The following is a 25,268-nucleotide window of genomic DNA, read 5'->3' as shown; positions in this document are numbered from 1 at the left end:
GTGGGGCCTGCGGTCTGCGGTGCGGTCACAGCCGGAGGGAGGCCGCGACGGGGAGGTGGTCGCTGCCGGTGGCGGGAAGGGTCCACGACGAGGTCACGCTCACCCCCTTCACCAGGATCTGGTCGATGCGGACCAGGGGGAACGGAGCGGGCCAGGTGAAGCCGAAGCCGGCGCCCGCCTCGCGCTGCGCGGAGGTCAGCTGGGAGGTCACCGGTCGCAGGGCCGAGTCCTCCGCCGTCCCGTTGAAGTCACCCATCACGACGACCCGTGCCAGCGGCTCCGCCCGCACGGCCGCGGCCAGATTCCGGGCCGCATCATTGCGGCGGGCGGTGGTGAACCCGGCGACCGGGGTCACGCGTACCGAAGCGAGGTGGGCGGCGAAGACCGCGACGGGGCCGCCCGGGGTCTCGACGGTGGCCCGTACGGCACGCGTCCACGGCATGATGGGCACCGCTTCCACGCCGTTCAGCGGGTGCTTGCTCCACAGTCTGACGCCGAGGGTGTCGGAGCGGTACGGATAGCCGGCGGCAAGCTCGCGCTCGTAGACGGGCGTGGCCTTCGAGGACATCTCCTCCAGGGCCAGTACGTCCGCGCCCGATGCGGCGAGCGCTCGCGCGGTCCGCGCCGGATCGGGATTTTCCTCGTCCACGTTGTGACTGACTACGGTGAAGTTCCCGCCGCCGGATCGCTCGGACCGTTTGTCGGTGAGGGTCCCGCCGAAAAGGCAGCTCCAGGCGGCCACGGGGGCCAGGACGGCGACGGCCGCGAGCCGGGAGCGGCGTACCGCCGCCACCAGGAGGAGGACGGGGACGCTCAGTCCGGCCCAGGGCAGGAAGGTCTGGAACAGGCTGCCGAGGTTGATGGCCCCGTTCGGGATCCAGGTGTGCAGGGCCATCGTGAGGGCCGCACACACCGCGCCGGCGGCGGTCAGCCGGCCGCGGCCGGTGGACACGAGTGCGCGGGAGCGGCCGACGGGAGGAGGCGGAAGCGGGCCGGGCGGCTCCTCTTCCCCGGTGGCCTCAGGACGGTACGGGGTGCTCAGCACGGCAATTGCCTTCCGATGTCGCGTACGCCGGTGATCCGGTACCGGCACAGCCTCGGAGAGGCGCGCTTCCAGGGCATCAGGAGAGCCCTTCGAGGGCCCTGCAGTTGCGTTTCAGCTGGGTATCGGTCCTAGGGAGCACCCTGACGATGCGCGGTAACGGCCGCCTCGGCCCGGGCTGCGTCCGCCCGATCCGGGTGCCACCACGGCCGAGGCCGGTCGAGCAGAGGCGCACGGCGGATACCGAGCCTCCCGAGCAGCACCGTGGGCCGGCGGTCGACACCAGCCGGGAGCGCGAGGTGCCCGGTCGTCATCCGACCGTGGGCCGCGTATTTCGATCGTGCGCGTTGCAACGGTCGTCCCGAGCCTGGACTTTGGTGATCGTCGAGCATGGTGGGGCCGGTGTTCTGCCGCTGGCCCGGGTGGTTGCGGGCGCGTGCGCTCACCCCGAAGGCGGGTCGGGTCAGCGGTCGGCGGAACGGCTGAGCCGGGCCATGAGCTCATGGTGGCAGCGCGGGTGGCGGAGAGGCCGTCATCGCGTTCCGGGAGTGTCAGTTCAGGTCCGCCGGAGAGTTCACCGCCCTGACGGATGGGGTTCATGGCGCGATCACCACAACTTCGCGTGTGATGTGAAATATCACATCACACAGGGCGGGTCGATGACCTGGCCCGCACCAGCGAAGACACAAGGAGAGCACGTCCCCATGAACCGCTTAGCCCTTCTCGCAGTCAGCGTTGCCGGTTTGATGGCTCTGGCCGCCGGCCCGGCCGCCGCGGCCCCCGAGACCGCCGCCGACCAGACCGTGACAACCTGCGGGAACTCGGGTCTCCAGGCAGGCCTGCTCACCCGGCTGTGCGCGGAGGTCACCGGCAACACGGTGCAGTTCTACGGCAGGATCAGCCTCGCCGGGCCGCCCTCTCCGGGCAGCCCGACGCCCGCCACGAAGCAGCTGTCCACCACGCTGTCCACGGAGGTCGTGGGCGCCGGCACCCCGCCCCTCACGGAGGACAGGCCCGTCATCTTCACCACCACGACGCTCGACGTGCGCGGTCCGGCGAGCACCGTCCCCTGTGGCACTACGGTCCGCGGCACGTTCGGCGTGGCCTCCTTCCCCTGGGCACCCCGGCCGGTCGTGCACGAGGTCACCCTCACCTGCTGACGCCCGCCGCCCGGCGACTCGCCCGAGCGGGTCGCCGACGCGGCCTCCGCCCGCACCGCCCCCACGTGACCGGCCCCAGGCAAGACCCCGGCGCCCGTCAGCCTCTCGGGAGCCTCTCGGGCAGTGGCTGCTGGGCGACGCTGTAGTCGCAGCGGGACGCCTGCTGCCGCTCTCGCGACACAGTGCGAAGCGGGGCGATCGTAAGGCAACACGCAGGATGGACAAGGGCGTTGCCGCTCGCGAGCCGCGAGCCGCGAGCGGTGGGGCGTACGGCCCCGGCAGCGTGAGCGACCACGTGGGGCGACTCGCCCAAAACCACGCGCGTACGGGGGGAGGCAGGATGTCGCTGCTGCTCACCGACAGCCCTGCCTGTGGTGCCCTGGAGCACGCCGGGAACACGGGGTGCGACCCTCGCCACCGGGGCTGCAAAGGGGCCGCATCCCGACGGAGCGCGCCGCCCGTACCGGCCCATGGCCTGAGCCCGTAGTTGGCGTGGGCTGGCCCGGGTCCGGCGGTGAAGCGTCTGCTTCCACCACCGCGGTCGCAGGGCTCATCCAGCCGATCGACGAGCGACCCGTCGGCTCCGGCCCCTGTGGGAACTGCTGCGCGCAGTGACGCACGCACCCTGCGGGGTGTGATTCTGGAGGGCGAAGCCGACGGGCAGGGCCACGCATGGTGACGTTCACGAGGCCGGTGTCATGTCGGCCCCGATCCTTGACAAAAGGGCCCGCCGGCCTGTTCGGCCGTGCGGGCCCTCGTGTTGTGCGGGTGCGAGGCGGAAAGGCTCAAGCGGTCAAACGGCCTCGCCGCTCGCTTGGGGGCTGCCCAGGAGGGACCCGCTAGTAGCGGAGATCCTTCTGCTCGGTGATCAGGCGCCCTGCGATCTGCAGGTTCCCGTCGGAGTCGAGCACCGCGATGATCTTCTTCGTCGACCCGTGGTGGGTCGTGAAGTAGATCTTGTCCGCCTCCTGCGAGCTGGAGTAGTTCGAGTTCACGGACAGCTCGATGCTCACCGGGGAGCTGATGAGCACGTCCTTCTTCGGCGAGTTCGGATAGACCTGGTTCTGCCGCAGCTTGATGCGGCCGTGGGTGTCCCCCTCGTCCCAGTCCGACGCCACTCCGAGATCGATGTCAGCCATGTGACTTCCCCCTTCAGCATCCGGTGGATGGGCCTGCGGTCCGGGCGTAGGGACGCCCGAAACCACGACAGAACCTATACAGAGAGTCCGCGCAAAGTAACGGGGAGTTCTACACGTGACCGGTTTTGCGCCCAGACAGGCCAGAATCAGCGTTCAAGCCTCCAGAGGGCGCGAATGCCCGAAAATCACCGTGCTGACCCACCGGTTGGCCCCGATCCGCAGGTCGCCTCCGAAGTGCCGGCCTGCCGCGGCAGTCCGATCGGCCTGTACCGGGCCTGCCGACTCATGGTGCGCCGTTGTGCAGGGCGGTGTGCACGTACGCGTCGAGGTCGAACGTGGTCACGACGATGACCCGGGTGGGATGCGGGGCCTGCGGGCCCGCCAGGCGGCGGGTGAGTTCGAGGCCGTCGAGCCGCGGCATGCGGATGTCGGCGAGGACCACGTCCGGCCGCAGGCTACGGGCCAGCTCGAATGCCGTGGCTCCGTCGGCGGCCTCGCCCACCACGGTCATGTCGGGCTGTGAGTCAAGGACGAGCCGGAAGCCGCTGCGGACGTCGTCCTGGTCGTCGGCCAGCAGGATGCGGGTCGGTGCGTGGTTCACGGGGAGTGCTCCACCGGTACGGGGGCGCCTGCCGCCTCCGGCGCCACAGGCAGTACGGCGACGAGCCGCCAGCCGCCTTCGCCGCAGCGCAGCGCCCGCAGCGCCCGTAGCGCCCGTAGCGCCCGTAGCGCAGCGTGCCACCCGTGGCCCGTACGCGCTCGCGCATGCCGCTCAGACCGCGCCCGCCGTGGCCTTCCCCCGCCCGCCGCAGGGTCGTACGCGGGCTTGCCCGGTCGCCGTTCCGCCCGCTGCCGCCGTCGTCGGCCACCTCGATCCGGAGCGCGGGCGCGCCGTCGCAGGTGCGGGCAGGGGTGAGGTCACCTCGACCCGGGAGGCGCCTGGGGCGTGGCGCCGGACGTTGGTGAGGGCTTCGACGACCACCCGGTAGGCCGTCGAACCGGTGGCCCGCGAGAGGCCGTCCGTGGCGCCGGGCGCCACATGCAGACGCGCCGCCAGGGCCGGGCCCGCGGAGGAGAACTGTGCGACGAGAGCGGCCAGCCCGTCCACGCCGGGCAGCGGCGCGACAGCGTCGGCCCCCGGCGGACGGGCGTCGCCGCCGTCCGCTTCGTGGAGCGTCTTCACCATCCGATCCATCGACGCCAACGCGTTGAGCCCGGCCGCCTCGATGCGCTCCAGGGCCGAAAGGGCCTGCCCGGGGTCCGCCGTGGCCACGAAGCGCGCGGCCTGCGCCTGCGCCACGATGCCGCTGACGTCATGGGCGACGAAGTCGTGCAGGTCCCGCGCGAGTTCGAGCTGCTGGGAACGCCGGGTCTCGACGACCAGACGCTGCCTGCGGTGTTCCGTCAGCCAGCACCCAGTACGGGCAGGGACCAGAACGCCGCCGCTCCGGCGAGCGACAGCAGCGAGGCCTCGGGCACCAGCGGCAGCGTCCATGCCGCCACCGCCGCACCCGCCGGCACGACCGTCCCCGCTGCCTGCCGCAAGGGGGCCCAGCGGGCCGCGACGACGAGCAGTACCAGCAGGACGGTCACTTCCACGACTCTCGCCCACGACGCACCGGGCCCGGTGGGCGGGGTCGCGAGGGCAGTGGTGGCCAGGGACAGGGCTGCAGTGAACGAGAGGGGCAGGGCGAGGCGTTCGCGCGAGCGGGGCCAGCAGGCCAGGACCCACAGCAGCGTCGTCGCGGCGCTGATCGCCGACGGCGCCCCGTAGGGCTTCGACATGCCGCCGTACACGGCGGTGACGGCCCCGAGGGCCGTACACCCCGTGGCAACGGCGGCTGCGGTCAGGACGACATCTCGGCGCGCCGAGTTCTCGGTCTTCCCCACTCCTTGATCCTACGGGCGGGTGCCGTTGCGCTCCCTCTGCCGAACGGCAGAGGGGAACGGCCCGCAGGAGCGTGAGATCCGCTGATCGGCAGATGGTCCGGGCTCCGCTGCCGGAGCGAGGGTGGAGCCCGCACCCGAGACCACGGCCGCCGAGACGGCGGCCCACCGACCGAAGGGGCCCGCATGTCCGGCATCCTCTCCACCCCGCGCCGCCGGATCGCCGTCGGGGCGATGGCCGTCGCGACGGTCTTCGCCCTCTGAGCGGACCGTCCTCCGCCTCCGCGAACAAGCCGAGCGGCCCTGCCGAGGTCAGCGGGCAGGGACGGATCTTCTACGCCTACGCGCCCGACGACGAGATCCGCTTCACCGTGGACGCGACCGCGGCGCCCTTCAGCCGCCCCCTCGACCGGCTGCCGAAGGGGATGCCCACCGACGCCCGCGGCACCGTCACCATCTCCCACGCGGTGGCCAGGACGAAGGAGACCCGGACGGCGGAGGCCGCCGTGGACTGCCTGGTCACCGGCGGCGACCCCGCGACGCTCACCGCTGTGGTCACCGAGTCGGCCGACCCCGAAGAGGTCGGCACCCGTTACGGGTTCAGCGTCAAGAGCGGGGGCCCGGGCCGCGGCCGGCTCGCCTTCAGCTGGGGCGTCGCCAACCTCGACGTCGTCGACGGCAAGCCGGTCGCGCCCAGGGTCGGCACGTGCATGGCCCCTGCTCCCTTCGCCCCGGCCACCGAAGGAGGCTTCAAGGTCACGCACGGGGACCTGCCCGCGCTGCCGGCCGGATGGCAACCCGGCGAGGACCGATGACAGCGCGGATCCGGACCTACCCGATGAGGCCGAGCCAGTGGCGGTAGGCCGAGGCGAAGGGTTCTACGCCACCGCCATTGCCTTCGCGGCGGACCCTCTCCATCAACCACTCGCAGGTCTGCCGGGCCGCCTCGACGACGCTGTCGGGGTATCCGTAGCGCATCCGCCGCTCTGCGAACTGGTCTTCGTCCTCGACGTGGGCCTCGCCACCCCGAGGCCGCACGACATCGAGATCGAGGTCCACCATGCTCACGACGGTCTCGTCCGCGTTCCACTCGGGAATCGTGCACACGTCGCAATACACCTCCGGACCCGGGTCCGCACAGAACGTGGCGGTCCACCACCCATCGCGCGGGACCAACACCACGTACGCGTACCGGCCTGGCTGCTCGCCCGTGGACGAACTGACGGGAACACCCTGCTCCGTTCCCAGCCATACGCCGTGCTCGTCCTTGCCCAGACAGACGGCAGTCCATTGCGCGCTCAGACTGCCGTCGTACTTCCGGACGACGACCAGCACGGAAGAGCCCTCTTTGATCACCCCAAGACGCTAACTCGGTGGCGCCGGCCAATCGGTGCGGCGCCACGAACGCTCCACGGAAAAGCCAGGCATGGGGTGACGCGGGGGCAATCGGCGTCGGCCGTGGCGGGGCGCCCGGGGAGGCAGAGAGCGCCGGCGACCGCAGCACCTGGATCCACCTGTCACGGGGTCGCGGTACCGAGGATTTCTCCGGGCGGACCGGGCGTCGTCAAGAGGCGTATTAGTGGGACTTTCGGGACCGTCCGGCCGTCGCGGACAGTGGCCTCACGTCGTCGTTGATCGACCGATCCGACTGAGGAGACTGACCACCGCATGGCCACTCACGACCGCGGGCCGCTGCCCCTGACCCCGCCGCAGAACGGCGTCTGGTTCGCACAGCAGCTCGATCCCACCCGCCTCGACTACACCATCGCCGAGTACCTGGAGATCCGCGGGGCGGTGGATCCGGAGCTGCTCGCCGAGGCGGTGCGCACGATGGTGGCCGGAACCGAGACGCTGTGCGTCCGCTTCGCCGAGGTGGACGGCGTGGTGCACCAGATATCCGCCGGGCCGCCGCCGCTGCGGATGGAGACGGTCGACGTCAGCGACCACCCGGACCCGGACGCCGAGTCCGAGCGGCTGATGCGCGCCGAACTGGCCCGGCCGACGGACCTGGCGTCCGGGGACGTGTGCCGGCACCTCCTGGTGCGGACCGGTCCGACGGCCTACCGCTGGATGCAGGGCTACCACCACCTCGTCGCGGACGGGGTGACCGGCTCGATCCTCGCGCGGCGGACCGCGCAGGTGTACTCGGCGCTGGTCGCGGGCGAGCCAGTGCCGGCCGTCGAGAGCGCGCCGTGGGAGCGGATCGTGGCCGAGGAGGAGGAGTACGCGGGCTCCGAACGGTGCGCGAACGACCGGGAGTTCTGGCGGGCCCGGCTGGCCGGGGCCCCCGAGCCCGTCTCCTTCACCGGCAGCGTCCCGGCGCCCGCCTCGGGTACGACGGTGCGGGTGAGCGGCGACCTCGACGCGGCCGACGCCCGCACCCTGCGGGAGGCGGCGCGCCGGCACGGCACGCGCTGGTCGGCGCTGGTGATGGCGGCGGCCGCCGCCCACCTGCACCGTGCGGGCGGCACCGAGGACGTGGTCCTGGGTCTGCCGGTCACCGGCCGCACCACCCCGGACGCCCGCCGGACACCCGGCATGTTCTCCAAGGTGCTGCCGCTGCGGCTGACGGTCACCGCGGACACGACGGTCGGCGAACTGCTGCGCGACACCTCGGCCGGCATCAAGGAGGCCCTGCGCCACCAGCGGTACCGCATCGAGGAGTTCACCGGGACCGGACCGCGGCTGTGGGACGCCGCCGTCAACCTCATGTCCTTCGACTACGAGCTGTCCTTCGCCGGGGCTCCCGCCTCCGCGCACAACCTCTCGGTCGGCCCGGTGGAGCACGTCTCCCTCAACGTCTACGACCGCGGCGGCGACAGCCCGCTGACCGTGCAGGCCGAGGGCGACGCCGCGGACGTCGATCGGGTTGGACTCGACGCGCTGCGGGTGCGGTTCACCCGCTTCCTGGTCGCCCTCGCCTCGGCCGAGGACGAGGCTCCGGTCGGCTCGCTGCCCTTCCTGACCACTGAGGACGAGGAGCGGCTCGCCGCCTTCGCCGAGGGCGGCGTGGACCCCGTGGCCGGGGACGTGTCGCTGCACGCGCTCTTCGAGGAGGTGGCGGCGCGCGCCCCCGAGCGGGCCGCCGTGATCTGCGCCGGCCAGGCGGTCACCTACCGGGAGCTCGACGCCTGGGCCGAGGACATCGCGGACCGGCTGCGGACGGCCGTCGGACCGGGCGTCCCGGTCGGCGTGTGCGTGGAGCGCTCCCCGTCGATGGTCGCGGCCCTGCTCGGCGTCCTGAAGGCGGGCGGCTGCTACGTACCGCTCGACCCCGGCCTGCCGCCGGAGCGCATCGCGTACATCGTGCGCGACGCCGGGCTGCGCACGGTCGTCGCCGGGCCGGGCAGCCGCGACCGGCTGCCGCACGACCTGCCGGACGTGGTCGACGCGAGCGCGCCGGCCGACGGGTCCCGCTCCGGCCGGAGGTCCGTACCGGTGCCGGCCGCGTCCGCCGCGTACCTGCTGTACACGTCGGGCAGTACGGGCGAGCCGAAGGGCGTCGTCGTCCCGCACGCGGCGGCCGTCGACTTCGTGCGCGGCCACCTCGCCCTGTGCGGCGCGGGCGACGGCCTCGGGTCCGGCGGCTGCGGCGGCCCCGGTGGGTCGGGGCGCACGGAACGGTTCCTCGGGTTCGCCTCGCTGTCGTTCGACGTGTCGGTGCTGGACGTGTTCGGTTCCCTGTTGAGCGGTTCCACCCTGGTCCTCGCCACCGACGCCGAGCGGGTCGACGTCGACCGGCTCCAGGCGTTGCTCGCCGAGCACGCGGTGACCGTCGCCGACCTGCCGCCGGCGCTCCTGCCACTGCTGGACCCGGCGGGGCTGCCGGCGCTGCGGTTCCTGTCCACGGGCGGTGAGGCCCCGTCCGGGGACGCGGTGGACCGCTGGGCGACGGACGGCCGCGAGGTCTGGAACGCGTACGGGCCCACCGAGGCGGCCGTGTCCGTGACCATGCACCGGGTGGCTGCGCCCTCGCACGGCCGGATCCCGCCGATCGGGCGCCCGATGGTCAACCACCGTGCGTACGTGGTCGACCGGGGGCTGCGGCTGCTGCCGCCGGGAGCGACCGGCGAGCTCTGCGTGGCCGGTGCGGGTCTCGCCCAGGGGTACGCGGGGCGCGCGGCCATGACCGCCGACCGTTTCGTGCCGGACCCCTTCTCCGGTGTGCCCGGTGCGCGGATGTACCGGACGGGCGACCTCGTGCGCTGGACGGCACGGGGCGAACTGGAGTTCCTGGGGCGGGTGGACCGCCAGGTCAAGATCAATGGCCACCGGATCGAACTGGGCGAGATCGAGGCGGTGCTCGGCCGGCAGCCCTCGGTGGGGCAGGCCGCGGTCGTCGTGCACGCCCCCGCGGGCGGAGCCCGCCGGCTCGTCGCCTTCGTCGCACCGCCGGCCGACGGCGGCCCAGCGCCCGAACCGGAGCTGCTGGCGGCGGAGTTGGGCCGGGTCCTGCCGGGCTACATGGTGCCCCGCACCTTCGTGGCGGTGGACCGGCTGCCGCTCACCCCGGGCGGCAAGGTCGACCGGGCGCGGCTGCACGTACCCGAGGCCGCGGCCCGTCCGGAGCACCCCGCGCGGGCGTACGGCGCCACCGAGCTGACCCTCGCGGCCCTGTTCTCCGAAGCCCTCGGCACCGCCGCGACCCCGGACGACAACTTCTTCGAGCTCGGCGGCGACAGCATCACCGCCCTCGGCCTGACCAGCCGGGCGCGGGCCCGGGGCTTCTCCTTCACCCTGCGCGAGGTGTTCGCGCACAAGACCCCGGCCGCCCTCGCCGCGGCCGTCGGTGAGCCCGGCCACGGGACCTCCCCGGCTGCAGCAGGTCCGGCCGTCGCGGAGTGCGGTCCGCTCCCCGCGACACCGGTCATGCGCTGGCTCCTGGACGGGCCGGGTCCCATCGGCCGGTTCAGCCAGTCGATGGTGCTGACCCTGCCCGAGGGCGCGGATGACGCGACGCTCGTACGGGTCCTGCAGTCGGTCGTGGACCGGCACGGGGCGCTGCGCCTCGGCGTGGCCTTCGGCACGGAGGGCCGGCTGTGCACGGTCGGCGAGCCCGGCTCGGTCGACGTGTCCCGGCTGTACCGCACCGTCGACGTGGCCGGGTCGGACGAATCCTCCCGTGTCGCGATCATGGCGGAGGCGGCCCGGGAGGCGTCCGGACAGCTGGACCCCGCGTCCTCGGTGATGCTCCGGGCCGTGCGCTTCGACACCGGTGGGGCGGCGCCGGACCGGCTGCTGCTGTGCGTGCACCACCTGGCGGTGGACGGGGTGTCGTGGCGGATCCTGGCGGCCGACCTGGCCACGACCTGGGAGGCCGCCGTCGCCGGGCGACCGCTTCCGGCCGCGGACGGGGAGGTCTCGTTCCGCGCGTGGGCCCACCATCTCGAACTCCAGGCGGGTTCCCCGGAGGTGCAGGCCGAGCTCCCCTTCTGGCGCTCGACGCTGGAGCGCTCCGGGGACGCCCCGGACCCGCGGGAGCCCTGGCAGCGGATCCCCGACCCGGTGCGGGACACCGCCGGCGCCACGCGCACGCTGACGCTCGGCCTGCCCGCCGAGGTCGCCGGCCCGCTGCTGGCCGGGGTTCCCGGCGCGCTGCGCACCGGCCCGGCCGAGGTGCTGCTCGCGGGACTGGTCCTCGCGGCCCACCGCCTGCGCTCCCCCGGCAGCGCCCCGGGTTCGCTGCTGGTCGACCTGGAGGGCCACGGCCGCGTCGACCGCACCGGCCGGCACGACCTGGCGCGCACCGTGGGCTGGTTCACCACCCAGTACCCGGTCCGGTTCGACCTGGACGGCCTCGACCTGGACGCGGCGGCCCGGGGCGGTGACGCGCTCGCCGAGCTGGTCGCGCGGATCCACTCGACGGTCGCCTCCGTACCGGACCACGGCACGGGCTTCGGGCTGCTGAGCCGGCTCGATCCGCGGACCGCCGCACAGCTGTCCGGGCTCCCGCGCCCCAGGATCCTGTTCAACTACCTGGGCAGGTTCGCCGGTGGCGGCGAGACGCCGTGGAGCCCCGCCCCCGAGGCGGGCGGCCTGCGGGCCGAGGTGGATCCGGCGATGCCCGTCGAGCACGCCCTGCAGATCGACGCCATGGCCGTGGACCGCGCCGACGGTCCCGCCTTCACCGCGGTCGTCACCCATCCCGCGGACCTGTGGACCGAGGCCGAGGCGGACGCCCTGGTGGCGGCCTGGGACCAGGCCCTGCGCCTGCTGGCCGGCTGGACGGGCACCCCCCGACCGCGCCGCCTCACCCCCCGTGACCTGCCGCTGGTCCGGCTGACGCAGCCGGAGACGGACGCCCTGGCCACGCGCTACGCCGGGCTCTGCGACGTGCTGCCGCTCTCGCCGCTCCAGGAGGGGCTGTTCTTCCACTCCGCCTTCGACGCGGGCGCGTTGGACGCCTACACCGGCCAGATCGTCCTCACCCTGGACGGCGCCCTGGACGAGGACACCCTGCGGGCGTCCTGCGACCGGCTGCTGCGCCGCCACACCGCGCTGCGCTCCGCCTTCACCGACCAGGGTCTGGACGGGCCGGCGCAGATCGTCGTCGAGTCCGTCGAGGTGCCGTGGGAGGCCGTGGACCTGGGCGGACTCGGTTCCGCGGACCGGGAGCGGGAGTGGCGGCGGCTGCTCGCGGCCGACCGGGCCCGCCGCTTCGACCTGGAGCGGCCGCCGCTGGTGCGCTTCACCCTGGTCCGGTTCGGCCCGTCCGAGCACCGCCTCGTCATGACGAACCACCACATCGTCTGGGACGGCTGGTCCTCGGCGGTCCTGCTGCGCGAACTGCTCACGGGGTACGCCGAACAGACCTCGGGCGCCGAGTCCGGCGCGGTCGCGGAAGGGGTCCCGTACCGCTCGCACCTGGACTGGCTCGCCCGCCAGGACGACGGCGCCGCCGAGACCGCGTGGAGCACCGCGCTGGCCGGGCTGGCGGAGCCGACCCTGCTGGGCGCGGCCGATCCGAACCGGATCGACGCGCTGCCCGAGCGGGTCCCGGTGGAGCTGTCGGCCGAGCTGACGGCCCGGCTCACCGCACGGGCCCGTACCGCGGGCGTGACCCTCAACAGCGTGGTCCAGGGTGTCTGGGCGATCCTGCTGGGCCGGGTGACCGGGCGGGACGACGTGGTGTTCGGCGGGACCGTCTCCGGGCGGACCGCGGACGTCGCGGGCATCGAGGACATGGTCGGCCTGCTGATCAACACGCTGCCCGTGCGGTTCCGGATCCGCGAGGACGAGCCGCTGCTGGCCGCGATCGGCCGGTTCCAGGACGAGCAGGCGGAGCTGATGGACCACCAGCACGTCGGGCTCGCCGGCATCCAGCGGGCGGCCGGGCTGGGCGCCCTCTTCGACACCACGGTCGTCGTCGAGAACTATCCGCTCGACCTGGAGTCGATGCGGGAGCTGGCCGGCGGACCGCGGCTGACCGGGGTGGACGGCTCGGACGCCACCCACTACACCGTCAACCTCATCGTGCTGCCCGGGGAGCGGCTGCGGCTGCACCTCGACCACCGCACGGACGTCCTCGACGCGCGGACGGCGCGCAGCCTGGGCGAGGCGCTGGAGCGGCTGCTCACGACCGTCGCCGACGCCCCCGCAACCGCGGTCGGGGAGGTGGACCTGCTGTCCGCGGAGCAGCACCGGCTGATCCGGGAGTGGAACGGCACCGCCGTGCCGGTCCCCGACACCACGCTGGTGGAGCTGTTCGCGCAGCAGGTGGCCAGGACGCCGCAGGCCCCGGCGACCGTCTTCCACGGCGAGCGCCTAACGTACGGCGAACTCGACGTCCGCGCCGAGCGGCTGGCGCGGGCCCTGCGCGCCCGGGGCGCCGGCCCGGAGGAGATCGTCGCGGTCGCCCTGCACCGCTCCACCGAGATGGTGGTCTCGCTGCTGGCCGTGCTGAAGTCGGGGGCGGCCTACCTTCCGGTGGACCCCTCGCTGCCGGCGGACCGGATCGCGTACCTGCTGTCCGACGCCGCGCCGGTGCTGCTGCTCGCGGACGACGAGGTGGCGGCGGCGCTGCCCGCCGCGGCGGACCTGCCCCGGCTGGATCCGGGTGCCGTCCACGACGGGGACCCCGGTGCGGTGGGGCCGGCGCCGCTGCCCGGGCACCCCGCGTACGTGATCTACACGTCCGGGTCGACGGGGCGGCCCAAGGCCGTGGTCGTGGAGCACTCGGCCATCGTCAACCGGCTGCTGTGGATGCAGGACCGGTACGGGCTGGGCGCGGACGACCGGGTGCTCCAGAAGACCCCGTTCGGCTTCGACGTGTCGGTGTGGGAGTTCTTCTGGCCGCTGATCACCGGCGCGGCCCTGGTGGTCGCCGAGCCCGGCGGGCACAAGGACCCCGCCTACCTCAGCCGGGTGATCCAGGAGGAGTCGGTCACCACCGTCCACTTCGTCCCGTCCATGCTGGCGGCGTTCGTCGAGGATCCCGAGGCGGGCCGCTGCCGGTCGCTGCGGCGGGTCGTGTGCAGTGGCGAGGCCCTTCCGGAGGAGCTGAAGAACCGGTTCCTCGATGTGCTCGACGTGCCCCTGCACAATTTGTACGGGCCCACGGAGGCGGCCGTGGACGTCACGCACTGGGACTGCCTGCGCCAGGAATCCGGGCCCGTGCCGATCGGCCGGCCCATCTGGAACACCTCGCTGTACGTGCTCGACCCGCGGGGCCGGCCCGTCCCGGTGGGGGTCGCCGGCGAGCTGTTCCTGGCGGGGGCGGGCCTGGCCCGTGGATACCTGCGGCGCCCGGCGCTGACCGCCGAGCGCTTTCCGCTCGACCCCTTCGGGCCGCCGGGCTCGCGCATGTACCGCACCGGGGACCTGGCCCGCCACCGGGCCGACGGCTCGGTGGAGTACCTGGGCCGCACCGACGACCAGGTGAAGATCCACGGCTTCCGGATCGAACTCGGCGAGATCGAGACGGCGCTGGGCCACCTCGACGGCGTGGGCCGGGCCGCGGTCGTCGTCCGCGAGGACGTCCCGGGCGAGCGCAGGCTCGTCGGGTACGTCGTCCCGGAGGCCGGGGCGGACCCGGCCCCGGACACCGAGCCGATGCGCGCCGAACTGGCCCGCTCCCTGCCGGAGTACATGGTGCCGGTGCTGGTCGTCGTGGACGGGCTGCCCGTCACGCCGAACGGCAAGCTCGACCGCAGGGCGCTCCCGGCGCCCGCCGCGGCGGCCGCCACCGGGTACGAGCCGCCCGCGGGGAGACCGAGGAACTCATCGCCATGGTGTGGGCCTCCGTACTGGACGCGCCGCGGATCGGCCGCCACGACGACTTCTTCGCCCTCGGGGGGCATTCGCTGAGCGCCACCCGGGTGGCGGCCCGGCTGCGCCAGTCCCTCGGCCTGGACCTGCCCCTGCACACCCTCTTCGAGCAGCGGACCGTCGCCGCCCTCGCCATCGCCGTCGAAACGGTGCTGCTGGCCGAACTGGAGGCCGAGCCGGCCCCGTTCGCCGCCACCGACGCCGCCGTTCCTTCACTCGTACTTCAGGGAGAGACCTCGTGACCACCCAGGAGAGCCTGCCGGCCACCGGCACGGACAGCCGCCTGGCCGCCGCCCGTGAACTGCTGCGCCGCCGTGTGCGCGCCGCACTGGACGACACGGCGGCCGGTCCGGCCGCCGCGCCGGCGCCGGTCCCCGCTCCGGCCGCTGACGGGCCGGACACCGAGCCCGTCGCCTCGTTCGCCCAGGAGCGCATGTGGCTGGTGGACCGGATGGCGGACGGCACCCCCGGCTACGCGATCCCCGAGGTCGTGCGGCTGCGCGGCCGCCTCCACCCGGAGCCGCTGCGCCGCTCCCTGACGGCCGTAGTGGCCCGCCACGCACCGCTGCGCACCGTCTTCGAGGAGCGTGACGGCGCCCCGCACCCGGTGGTCCTGCCCGCCCCGGCCGTCGTCCCGCTGCCGGTGCTGGACCTGGGCGACGCCCCCCTCGCCGAACTGGAGGACCGGGCCCGCGGCCTGGCCCGGGAGGAGGTCCGCAGACCCTTCGACCTCGCGGCCGGCCCGCTGCTGCGCGCCCTGCTGATCCGGCTCGGCGCCGAGGACCACCTGCTGGTACTGGTGGTCCACCACATCGCCACCGACGGCTGGTCCATGAACCTGCTGTGGCGGGAGGTGTCCGAGGGCTACGCGGCCCTGCTCGCGGGGCGGCCCCTGGCGCAGGCACCGCTGCCCCTGGAGTACCAGGCGTACGCCCGTACCCAGCGCGAGCGGTTCGCGAGCGGCGCGATGGACGGTCAGCTGCGCTGGTGGGAGAAGTCCCTGGCGGGGCTGGAGGCTCTCGAACTCCCCGCGGACCGGCCCCGTCCCACCCGTCGCAGCGGCGACGGCGCGAGCCTGGAGTTCACTCTCGACGCCCGCCTCACCACTCGGCTGCGCGGGATCGCCGAGGGCGCCGGCGCCACCCTCTTCATGACGCTCCTGGCCGGCTTCCAGGCCGCTCTGGGCCGCTACGCCGGCAGCACGGACATCGCCGTCGGCACCCCGGTGGCCGGGCGCGACCGCGTGGAACTGGAGCCCCTCGTCGGGTTCTTCGTCAACACCGTGGTGCTGCGTGCCGATCTGTCGGGCGAGGTGGGCTTCCGTGAGCTGCTCGGCCGGGTCCGCCGGGCGACGGTGGACGCGTACGACCACCAGGAGGTGCCCTTCGACCGGTTGGTGGAGCACCTGAGCCCCGAGCGGGTCGGCGACCGCAACCCGCTCGTGCAGGTGATGTTCGCGTCGGCCCAGGACGAGACGGCCGGGCTGCGACTGCCTGGCCTGGACGCGCAGGCCGTGCGGACCGACTTCGGCGGTTCCCTCTTCGACCTGAGCGTCTTCGTCTCCGAGGGCGCCGAGACCTGCTCCGGCTCGCTGGTCTTCGACACCGACCTGTTCGACCGGGCCACGGCCGAACTCGTCCTCGGCCACTACCTGGAGCTGCTGGCCTCCGCCGCCGAGGAGCCCGACCGTCCCGTGGCCGAGCTGCTGCCCTCCGCCCCGACCGCGGCCCGGATCGCGGCCGGGGGTCACGGCACGGTCCGCCCGGACCTGGCCCCGGCCTCCCTGGTGGAGCTGTTCGCCGAGCAGGTCCGGCGCACCCCCGGCGCCGAGGCCGTGGTCTGCGGCGCCGACCGCCTGAGCTTCGCCGAACTCGACTCCCGGTCCGACGTGCTGGCGGCCCGACTGGCCGCGGCCGGGGTGGAGCGCGAAACCCCGGTCGCCCTGCTGATGGAGCGCTCGGTCCACCTCCCCGTGGCGATCCTGGCCGTCCTGAAGGCCGGCGGACTCTACGTCCCGCTCGGCGAGGGGTTCCCCGTCGCCCGGCTGCACTGGATGCTGGAGCGGACCGGCGCCCGCCTGCTGCTCGCCGATCCGGCGACGGCCGGCCACGAGGCCGTCCGTACCTCGCCCGTACCGGTGCTCGACGCGACGGCCCCGGCGGGCGGGGCTCCGGCCGCCGCACCGGTCCCGCACCCGCCGTGCTCGCCGGACCAGTTGGCCTACGTGATGTACACCTCCGGTTCCACGGGCGAGCCGAAGGGCATCGGCGTCACCCACGCCAATGTCGCGGCGCTCGCCCGTGACACCGCCTTCGGCACCGCGCACCGGCGGGTCCTGGCCCACTCCCCGCTGTCGTTCGACGCCTCGACGTACGAACTGTGGGCACCTCTGCTGTCCGGCGGGCTGGTGGTCATGGCGCCGCCCGGCCGGGTGGACACCGCCGCCCTGGCCCGGCTGGTGGAGGAGCACCGGATCACCTCGATGTTCCTCACGGCCGCCCTGTTCAACCTGGTGGTCGAGGAGTGCGTGGAGCTGCTGACGCGGGTGCGGGAGGTGTGGACCGGCGGTGAGGCCGCCTCCCCGCACTCCTTCGCCCGTGCCCTGGAGCAGGCTCCGGACACCGTCGTCGTCAACGCCTACGGGCCCACCGAGACCACGACCTTCGCCACGCGCCACCGGCTGGACCCCCGCGCCGGCGCCGTCGTCGACGGCCGGGTCCCCATCGGCACCGCCCTGGACGACACCCGCCTGTACATCCTGGACGGGCGCGGCCGCCCCGTGCCGCAGGGCGCCGTCGGCGAACTGTGCATCGGCGGTACCGGCGTGGCCCGCGGCTACCTCGGCCGGCCCGGCCTGACCGCGCGGCAGTTCACCCCCGACCCGTACGGCGCCCCGGGTGCCCGGATGTACCGCACGGGCGACCTGGCCCGGCGGCGCCCCGACGGCACCGTCGACTACCTCGGCCGGAGCGACCAGCAGGTCAAGATCCGCGGCCACCGGATCGAGCCGGGCGAGATCGAGGCCGAACTGGCCCGCAGCCCGCGGGTCGGACACGCCGCGGTGCTGGTCCGCGAGGACACCCCCGGCGAGCAGCGCCTGGTCGCCTACGTGGTGCCCTCGGAGGCCCAGGTGGCGGACCCGGCGGAGCTGCGCCGGGCGCTCGCCGACCGGCTGCCCGCGTACATGCTGCCCTCGGCGATCGTGTCGCTCACGGCGCTGCCGGTGACGCCGAACGGCAAGCTGGACCGGCGCGCGCTGCCCGCGCCCCCCGAGGAGGGGGTGCTCCGGGCCGAGTTCGCGGCGCCGGCGACCGCGACAGAGGAGCTCGCCGCGGCCGTGTGGGGCGAGGTGCTGGGCGCCGGGCGGATCGGCCGCCACGACGACTTCTTCGCCCTCGGCGGTCACTCGCTGCGGGCCACCCGCGCCGTGTCGCGGCTCGGTGCCCGCCTGGGCACGGGCGTGCCGCTGCGGCTGCTGTTCGAGCACCCCACGCTGGAGCGGTTCGCCTCGGCGCTGGACGCCCTGCGCGGCGACGGCCCCGACGCCGCCGCGCCGGCGACCGCCGTCACCGCGATCGGCGCCCGGCCGGCCGGGGAGCCCGCGCCGCTGTCGTTCGCGCAGCAGCGGCTGTGGTTCCTGGACCAGCTCCAGCCCGGCCGGCCCGACTACAACATTCCCGTCGCGGCCCGGCTGCGGGGCGCGCTGGACGCCGACGCGCTGGCCGCCGCGCTGTGCGCGGTGGTGTCCCGGCACGAGGTGCTGCGCTCGCGGATCGCCGAGGGCCCGTCAGGCCCCGTACAGGTCGTGGAGGCGCCGGAGGTCTTCGTCCCCGTCCGCACCGACCTGGGGGACCTGCCCCGCGAGGAGGCCCGTTCGCGGGCGCTCGGCCTGGCCCACGCCGACGCCGCCGCGTCCTTCGACCTGGGCTCGGCGCCCCTGCTGCGGGCCCGCGTGGTGCGGGTCGCGGACGACGAGCACCTCCTCGTCCTGGTCCTGCACCACACCGTCGGCGACGGCTGGTCGATGCCGGTGCTGTGGCGGGAGTTGTCCGGGGCCTACGCGGCCCTGCGTCGCGGCGAGCGCCCGGTGCTGCCGGAACTGCCGGTCCAGTACGGGGACTTCGCGTACTGGCAGCAGCGTCGGCTGGCGGACGGCGAGGCCGACGCGGGCATCATGCACTGGCGGGCGGCCCTCGGCGGGCTCCCGGCCCTGGAGCTGCCCACCGACCGGCCGCGGCCGCAGGTGCGCTCCGGCGCGGGCGACGCTTTCGTCTTCGAGGTCCCGGCCGAGCTCGCCCAGCGGCTCGGCGCGCTGGCCCGGGAGCGCGGCGCCACCCTCTTCATGGTGCTGCTGGCCGGCTTCCAGGCGCTGCTGGCCCGCTACACGGGCCAGGTCGACATCGCGGTGGGCTCGCCCATCGCGGGCCGCGACCGCACCGAACTGGAGCCGCTCGTCGGCTTCTTCGTCAACACCCTCGTGCTGCGCACCGACCTGTCCGGCGACCCGGCCTTCGGTGAACTGCTGGGGCGGGTGCGCCGGACCGCGCTGGCCGCGTACGAGCACCAGGACGTTCCCTTCGACCGGCTGGTGGAGGAGCTGCGGCCGGAACGCGACCTCAGCCGCAACCCGCTGTTCGACGTGCTGTTCCAGCTCCATCCCGAGCAGCTCGCCGCCCTGCCGCTGGACGGTGTGGAGGTCGAGAGCCTCGACACCTCCAACGGGACGGCCAAGTTCGACCTCAGTCTCGCGATGACCGAGCACCCCGGCGGTCTGACCGGCACCGTCCAGTACGCGACGGACCTCTTCGACCGGGCCACCGTCGAGCGGTTCGGCGCCCACTACCTGCGGCTGCTGGCCGGTGCGGCCGAGACCCCCGACGCGCCGCTGTCCCGACTGGACGTCCTGTCCCCGCGGGAACACGCCGCCCTGCTCGGGGAGGGCCCGGGGGGACAGGACGTGCCGACGGCCGGCACCCTGCACGCCCTGGTGGCGGAACAGGCCCGGCTGCGGCCGGACGCCCCGGCCGTGACCTGCGAGGGCCGCACCATCGCTTACGCGGAGCTCGACGCGGCCGCCAACCGGCTGGCCCACCGCCTGCGGGAGCTCGGCACCGGCCCCGAGACCCGGGTGGCCGTACTGGCCGGCCGGGACCCGCGGATGCTGGTGTGCGTCCTCGCGGTGCTGAAGGCCGGCGGCGCCTACGTGCCGCTCGACCCGGGCCACCCGGCCGAGCGGGTCCGTACGGTCCTCGCCGACAGCGGCGCCCACCTGGTGCTGACGGCGGGCCTGCCCGCCGGCCCGCCCACGGACCTGACCGGCGACGTACCGGTCCTGGACCTGGACGCCGAGCAGCACGTGGTGGACACGCTGCCCGCCACGAAGCCGCCCGTCCCGGCCTCCCCCGCGCACCTGGCCTACCTGCTGTACACCTCCGGGTCCACCGGCCGCCCCAAGGGCGTGGCCGTCACACACGGCGCCATCACCGGCTACCTGGCGGCGCTGACCGCCACCTTCGGGCTCGGGCCCCAGGACGCGGTGCTCGCCCGTACCGCGCTGACCTTCGACCCTTCGGTGCGTGATCTGTTCGCCCCGCTGACCACCGGCGGGCGGATCGTGCTGGCCTCGCAGGACGAGGCCGCGGACCCGGAGGCGCTGGCCCGGCTGCTGCACGGCGAGGGTGTGACGGCGCTGCTGTCGATCGTCCCGTCGATGCTGGAACCGCTGGTCGCCGCCGTCACCGAACCCGCGGCCGCGCTGAGGCTGGTGATGACCACCGGCGAGGCGCTGACGCCCGGACTGGCGCGCGCCGCCCACACCTTGGGCGTGCCCGGCCGGCTGCGGCTGGTCAACCAGTACGGTCCGACGGAGTGCACGAACACCACCACGTACCACGTGGTGACCGACGCCGACATCGAGGCGGGCCGCATCCCCATCGGGCGGCCGCTGCCCGGCGCCCGGGTCCTCGTGCTCGGCGAGCACCTCGAACCGCTCCCCCGGGGCGCGATCGGTGAGCTGTTCATCGCCGGACGCGGGGTGGCCCGCGGCTACCTGGGCGATCCGGCGCGCACCGCCGAGGCCTATCCGCCGGACCCGTACGGGCCGCCCGGCGCGCGCATGTACCGTACCGGCGACCTGGCACGACTGCGCTCCGACGGGGTGCTGGAGTTCCACGGCCGCCGGGACAACCAGGTCAAGGTCCGGGGCCACCGGATCGAACTGGGCGAGGTGGAGGCCGCGTTGCTGCGTCATCCGGACGTGGCCCGGGCCGTGGCCGCCGCGCACGGCGAGGGCGGCGACCGGCTGCTCGCCGGGTACGTGGTGTGGCGGGAGGGCGGCGGTGATCCGGCCGCCGTGCTGGACTTCGTCCGCGCGGCCCTGCCGGCGGCGATGGTGCCGTCCGCGCTGGTGGTGCTGGACGCGCTGCCGCTGACCCCGAACGGGAAGACCGACCGCCGGGCGCTGCCCGCGCCGGAGGCCGGCACGACCGGCGGGCACCGGGCGCACGTGGCCCCGCGCACCCCGCTGGAGCGGACGGTCGTCGAGGTCTGGGAGGAGGTGCTCGGCGAGGGCCCGATCGGTGTCCGTGACCACTTCTTCGAGCGCGGCGGGCACTCCCTGCGCGCCACCCGGGTCATCTCCCGGCTGCGCGCCCTGCTGGACCTGGACATCCCGATGCAGCTGCTCTTCCGGCACCCCGTGGCCGAGGACCTGGCCCGGGCGCTTGCCTCACCGGTCGCGGCGGACGCGCCGGGAGCGACGATCCCCGCGCTGCCCGAGGGGCCCGGCCCGTTGTCCTTCGGGCAGCAGCGGCTGTGGCTGCTGGACCGGCTCCAGCCGGGCCGGCCCGACTACAACATGCCCGGTGCCGTACGGCTGACCGGGGGGCTCGACACCGCTGCCGCCCTGGGCGCGCTGACGGACGTCGTCACCCGGCACGAGGTGCTGCGCTCCCGGATCGAGGAGACCGGGGAAGGCGGCGACGGGGGGGCCTTCGCGGCCCGTGCCGTGCCCGGCCCGGCCTCCCTGTTCGCCCCCGACTTCACCGACCTCTCGGAGCTCGGTGCGCCGGCGGCCGAGGAGCGGGCGCGCGAGCTGGCCGCGCACGACGCCGCGCTGCCCTTCGACCTGACGGCCGCGGGCCCGCTGCGGGCCCGGCTGGTGCGGATCGCGGCGCGGGAACACCTGCTGGTGATCGTGGCCCACCACATCGCCTTCGACGGCTGGTCGGTGGGGGTGTTCTGGCGGGAGTTCTTCGCCGCCTACCGGGCCCGCACCGTCGAAGGGTCCGAGCCGCTGCCGGAACTCGCGGTCTCCTACCGTGAGTTCGCCTCCTGGCAGCGCGACCGCCTCGGCGACGACGCCCTCGCGGACACCCTGGGGTACTGGCGCGACCGCCTCGGCGGCCTCGCCCCGCTGGACCTGCCCACCGACCGGCCCCGGCCGGCCACCCCGTCCGGGCGCGGCGAGCAGTTCTCCTTCGAGCTGCCCGAGCCGCTGCTGCGGCAGCTGCGCGACCTGGGGCGGCGGCACGACGCCACGCTGTTCATGGTGCTGCTGGCGGGCTTCCAGGCCCTGCTGGCCCGCTGGTCGGGTGGCGAGGACGTGGCCGTGGGCTCCCCCATCGCCGGCCGCGACCGCACCGAACTGGAGCCGCTCATCGGCTTCTTCGTCAACAACCTGGTGCTTCGTACAGACCTGTCCGGCGACCCGGCCTTCGGCGAGCTGCTGGACCGGGCACGGGAGACGGCGCTGGGGGCCTACGCCCACCAGGAGGTGCCGTTCGAGCGTCTCGTGGAGGAGGTGCGGCCGGAGCGCGACCTGAGCCGCAACCCGCTGTTCCAGGTGATGCTGGTGCTCGACGAGGAGGCCGCCGCACCGCCCGCGCCGGCCGGCCTCGACGTCGAACCGCTCTCGCTGGCCAGCGGCGCCTCGAAGTTCGACCTCTCGCTGTACTTCGTCGAGGAGGAGGGCGCGCTGCGCGGTGAGGCCGTGTTCGCCACCGACCTCTTCGACCGGGCGACCGTCGAGCGCATGACCTCGGCGCTGACCGAACTGCTCACGGCCGCGGTGGCCGATCCCACGACCCCGCTGGGCGCCCTGCCCCTGATGGGTCCGGCCGAGGAGCGCCGGATCCTGGGTGAGGGCATCGGCTCCGTCGAGCCCGCCGCCGACCGGCCGCTGCCCGTACTCGTCGGCGAGCAGGCCTCCCGTACGCCGCGGGCGGTAGCCGTGGACGACGGCGACCGGAGCCTGACGTACGCCGGACTGTGGGAGGTCTCGGGCCGGCTGGCCCGGGAGCTGACCCGCCTCGGCGTCGGTCCGGAGGCCGCGGTGGCGGTCTGCGCGGAGCGCTCCGTGCTGCTCCCCGCGGCGCTGCTGGGCGTGCTGCGCTCCGGCGGCCTGTACGTGCCCGTGGACCCCGGCTATCCGGCCGACCGCATCGGCTACATGCTCGCGGACAGCGGCGCCCGGATCATGGTGGTGTCGGGGCTGTCCGGCCCCGCGCAGGCCCCGGACGGGGTCGCCGTGGTGGACTTCGACGCCCTGGCCGCGGACGGCAGCGCGCCGGCCGACCCCGCACCCGTGCGGCTGGAGCCGGAGCAGCTGGCGTACGCCCTCTACACCTCGGGCTCGACGGGACGCCCGAAGGGGGTCACCGTCCCGCACCGGGCGCTGGCCAACTTCAGCCGGGACATGGTCAGCAGGCTGGAACTGACGGCCGGTGACACCGTCGCGGCCGTCACCACCGCCTCCTTCGACATCGCCGTGCTGGAGCTCCTGGTCCCGCTCGTGTGCGGAGCGACCGTACGGGTCGTCGACCGCGAGACCGCGCGGGACGGCACCCTGCTCGCGAAGGAGCTGGACGCGGCGCCGGTCACGGTCGTCCAGGCCACTCCGGCGACCTGGCACCAACTCATGGAGTCGGGGTGGCGGGCACCGCACGTACGGGCGCTGTGCGGCGGCGAGGCGCTGCCGTCGGCTCTGGCGGAGCGGATGCGTACGGCGCTGGGCACCGTCCGGAACGTGTACGGGCCGACGGAGACCACCGTCTGGTCGACGGCGCACCGGCTGTCCGGCCCCGTCGGCGACGGGCCGGTGCCCATCGGCACGGCGCTCGCCAACACCCGGCTGCACGTACTGGACGCGGCGCTGCGCCCGGTGCCGGTGGGCGTGTTCGGCGAGCTCTACATCGGCGGTGACGGGGTGGCCCGCGGCTACCACGGACGGCCGGGCCTGACCGCGGACCGGTTCGTAGCCGATCCGTACGGGGCGGGCGAACGCCTGTACCGCACCGGTGACCTCGTACGCCGGCTCGCGGACGGCACGCTGGAGTACCGGGGCCGGGCCGACGGGCAGGTGAAGGTGCGCGGCCACCGCATGGAGCTCGGCGAGATCGAGTCCGCGCTCGCCCGCCACCCGCGGGTGCTGGCGGCGGCCGTGGCCGTCCACGGCGCGGGGGTGGACGCCGTCCTGGCCGGCTACGTGACCTGGCGGGACGAGGAGGGTGACGTGCGCGAGCTCGGCGACTTCCTGCGCCAGGACCTCCCCGAGTACATGGTCCCGGCGGTCCTCACCGCCCTGGAGCGACTCCCGCTCACCCCGAACGGCAAGCTCGACCGCAAGGCGCTGCCCGCGCCGTCGGCGGACGCGGCGCGCGGCGGGGGCGCGGGGCGGATCGCCCCGCGCGACACGAGCGAGCTCCGGATGGCGCGGCTGTGGGAGCAGACCCTGGGCACGGCCCCGATCGGGGTGCGTGACGACTTCTTCGCGCTGGGCGGCCACTCGCTCAAGGCGTTCGCCCTGATGGCGGCCGTGCGACGGGAGTTCGGGGTGGAGCTGCCGCTGAACCTGGTGTTCCGTCGGCGCACCGTGGAGCTGCTGTGCGAGGCGCTGCCGGACGCGGGGGCGGCCGCCGCCAGGCTGCTGGTCCCGCTGGCCGACGGTGACCCGTCCAGGCCGCCGCTGGTCCTCGTCCACCCGCGGGGCGGCGATGTCGTCTGCTACCGGGACCTGGTGCGGGACCTGTCCGCCCGTCCCGGGGGCGACCGGCGGATCCTCGGTCTGGAGTCGGTGGGCTACAACACCGACGAGAGGCCGCTGGAGACCGTGCCCGAGATGGCCGAGCGCTACCTGGCCGCCCTGCGCGAGGAGCAGCCGCACGGCCCGTACCTGTTGGCCGGCTGGTCCTTCGGCGGGACGGTGGCCTACGAGATGGCCGCCCGGCTGGAGGCCGCCGGCGAGGAGGTCGCCTTCCTCGGCCTGATCGACACGGCCGCGCCGGGAGCGGCTCCCGGAGGCCGGGCCGGTTCGGTTGCGGGGCCGGGTGATCCGGACCTGCTGCGGTACGGCATCGCCGCCGGGATCGACGCCGACTCGGCGCGCGAACTGGACGAGGAGGAACTGCTCGACGTCCTGGTGCGCTGGGGCCGCGCGGAGGGCACCCTCCCCCGTACCGCCCCCACGGAGGCACTGCGCAGAGTGCTGCGGGTCGCCGAGGCGAACGGAGCGGCCTCGGCCGCCTACCGCACCGACGCCGTCCTCGCCGTCGGCCTGCACCTCTTCACCGTCGACGAGCGGCACCCGGAACTCGGGACCCCGCTGGTGGACCCGACGGCCTGGCATCCGCGCACCGCGGGCGACGTCGTGCGAGCGGCGGTCCCGGGCAACCACCACGACCTGGTGGACCCCCCGCACTGCGCCGCGCTGGCCGGGCTGCTGGCCACGGCCCTGCCCTCCTGACCCGCTCCACCCCGCTCCCCCGATCCCCCGCT

At 74.6% G+C, this 25,268-nt stretch carries 10 protein-coding genes and 2 pseudogenes; 5 read left to right on the top strand and 7 right to left on the bottom strand.

Annotated features, from left to right (window positions below; all coding sequences use genetic code 11):
• Positions 1-25: 25 nt before the first annotated feature.
• Positions 26-952, bottom strand: a complete 927-nt coding sequence (locus ACIPK4_RS31005) for an endonuclease/exonuclease/phosphatase family protein (RefSeq protein WP_402319052.1) — start codon at positions 950-952, stop codon at positions 26-28.
• A gap of 329 nt (positions 953-1,281) precedes the next feature.
• Positions 1,282-1,381, bottom strand: a pseudogene (locus ACIPK4_RS31000) (dienelactone hydrolase family protein); the annotation flags it as partial.
• Between the two features lie 365 nt (positions 1,382-1,746).
• On the opposite strand from ACIPK4_RS31000, the gene ACIPK4_RS30995 reads away from it, so the two are divergent.
• Positions 1,747-2,202, top strand: a complete 456-nt coding sequence (locus ACIPK4_RS30995) for a hypothetical protein (RefSeq protein WP_402318753.1) — start codon at positions 1,747-1,749, stop codon at positions 2,200-2,202.
• Positions 2,203-3,041: 839 nt separating this feature from the next.
• Here the strand turns inward: ACIPK4_RS30995 and ACIPK4_RS30990 are convergent.
• The 4 genes and pseudogenes from ACIPK4_RS30990 to ACIPK4_RS30975 form a co-directional block, all read right to left on the bottom strand.
• Entirely contained in the window at positions 3,042-3,341 is a 300-nt protein-coding gene (locus ACIPK4_RS30990; RefSeq protein ID WP_402318751.1) for a DUF6342 family protein, read from the bottom strand.
• A gap of 289 nt (positions 3,342-3,630) precedes the next feature.
• Positions 3,631-3,942 (bottom strand): annotated as a pseudogene (locus ACIPK4_RS30985) (response regulator transcription factor); the annotation flags it as partial.
• Between the two features lie 171 nt (positions 3,943-4,113).
• A complete protein-coding gene (locus ACIPK4_RS30980) occupies positions 4,114-4,836 on the bottom strand; it encodes a sensor histidine kinase (RefSeq protein WP_402318749.1) in 723 nt (240 codons plus the stop codon).
• Positions 4,746-5,231, bottom strand: coding sequence for a hypothetical protein (locus ACIPK4_RS30975; RefSeq protein ID WP_402318746.1), 486 nt, complete (start codon positions 5,229-5,231; stop codon positions 4,746-4,748). Before ACIPK4_RS30975 ends, ACIPK4_RS30980 begins: the two co-directional genes overlap by 91 nt.
• 368 nt (positions 5,232-5,599) lie before the next feature.
• On the opposite strand from ACIPK4_RS30975, the gene ACIPK4_RS30970 reads away from it, so the two are divergent.
• Positions 5,600-6,043, top strand: coding sequence for a hypothetical protein (locus tag ACIPK4_RS30970; protein ID WP_402318743.1), 444 nt, complete (start codon positions 5,600-5,602; stop codon positions 6,041-6,043).
• A 16-nt stretch (positions 6,044-6,059) separates the two neighbouring features.
• On the opposite strand, the gene ACIPK4_RS30965 is transcribed toward ACIPK4_RS30970, so the two are convergent.
• The gene (locus ACIPK4_RS30965; protein WP_402318741.1) at positions 6,060-6,563 is read right to left on the bottom strand and encodes a DUF402 domain-containing protein; all 504 of its coding nucleotides are present in this window, start codon (positions 6,561-6,563) and stop codon (positions 6,060-6,062) included.
• A gap of 333 nt (positions 6,564-6,896) precedes the next feature.
• On the opposite strand from ACIPK4_RS30965, the gene ACIPK4_RS30960 reads away from it, so the two are divergent.
• The 3 genes from ACIPK4_RS30960 to ACIPK4_RS30950 are packed head-to-tail and all read left to right on the top strand — an operon-like array spanning position 6,897 to position 25,236.
• Complete coding sequence (locus ACIPK4_RS30960; protein ID WP_402318738.1) at positions 6,897-14,534, top strand: amino acid adenylation domain-containing protein; 7,638 nt, start codon at positions 6,897-6,899, stop codon at positions 14,532-14,534.
• Complete coding sequence (locus tag ACIPK4_RS30955) at positions 14,456-14,737, top strand: phosphopantetheine-binding protein (RefSeq protein WP_402318736.1); 282 nt, start codon at positions 14,456-14,458, stop codon at positions 14,735-14,737. The genes ACIPK4_RS30960 and ACIPK4_RS30955 overlap by 79 nt, the downstream gene beginning before the upstream one ends.
• Entirely contained in the window at positions 14,734-25,236 is a 10,503-nt protein-coding gene (locus ACIPK4_RS30950; RefSeq protein WP_402318733.1) for an amino acid adenylation domain-containing protein, read from the top strand. The genes ACIPK4_RS30955 and ACIPK4_RS30950 overlap by 4 nt, the downstream gene beginning before the upstream one ends.
• Positions 25,237-25,268 lie beyond the last annotated feature (32 nt).

It is taken from the genome of Streptomyces sp. NPDC086989, from assembly GCF_044745505.1.
Lineage (GTDB): Bacteria > Actinomycetota > Actinomycetes > Streptomycetales > Streptomycetaceae > Streptomyces.
The sequence above is the reverse complement of the archived record's forward strand: the minus strand, read 5'-3'. Positions and strand labels throughout refer to the sequence as shown.

Bases quoted from the DNA above. Each gene is read 5' to 3' on its own strand.
- ACIPK4_RS30995 (WP_402318753.1), top strand. From the start codon at position 1,747: ATGAACCGCTTAGCCCTTCTCGCAGTCAGCGTTGCCGGTTTGATGGCT.
- ACIPK4_RS30990 (WP_402318751.1), bottom strand. From the start codon at position 3,341: ATGGCTGACATCGATCTCGGAGTGGCGTCGGACTGGGACGAGGGGGAC.
- ACIPK4_RS30980 (WP_402318749.1), bottom strand. From the start codon at position 4,836: ATGGACGCTGCCGCTGGTGCCCGAGGCCTCGCTGCTGTCGCTCGCCGG.
- ACIPK4_RS30960 (WP_402318738.1), top strand. From the start codon at position 6,897: ATGGCCACTCACGACCGCGGGCCGCTGCCCCTGACCCCGCCGCAGAAC.
- ACIPK4_RS30955 (WP_402318736.1), top strand. From the start codon at position 14,456: ATGGTGTGGGCCTCCGTACTGGACGCGCCGCGGATCGGCCGCCACGAC.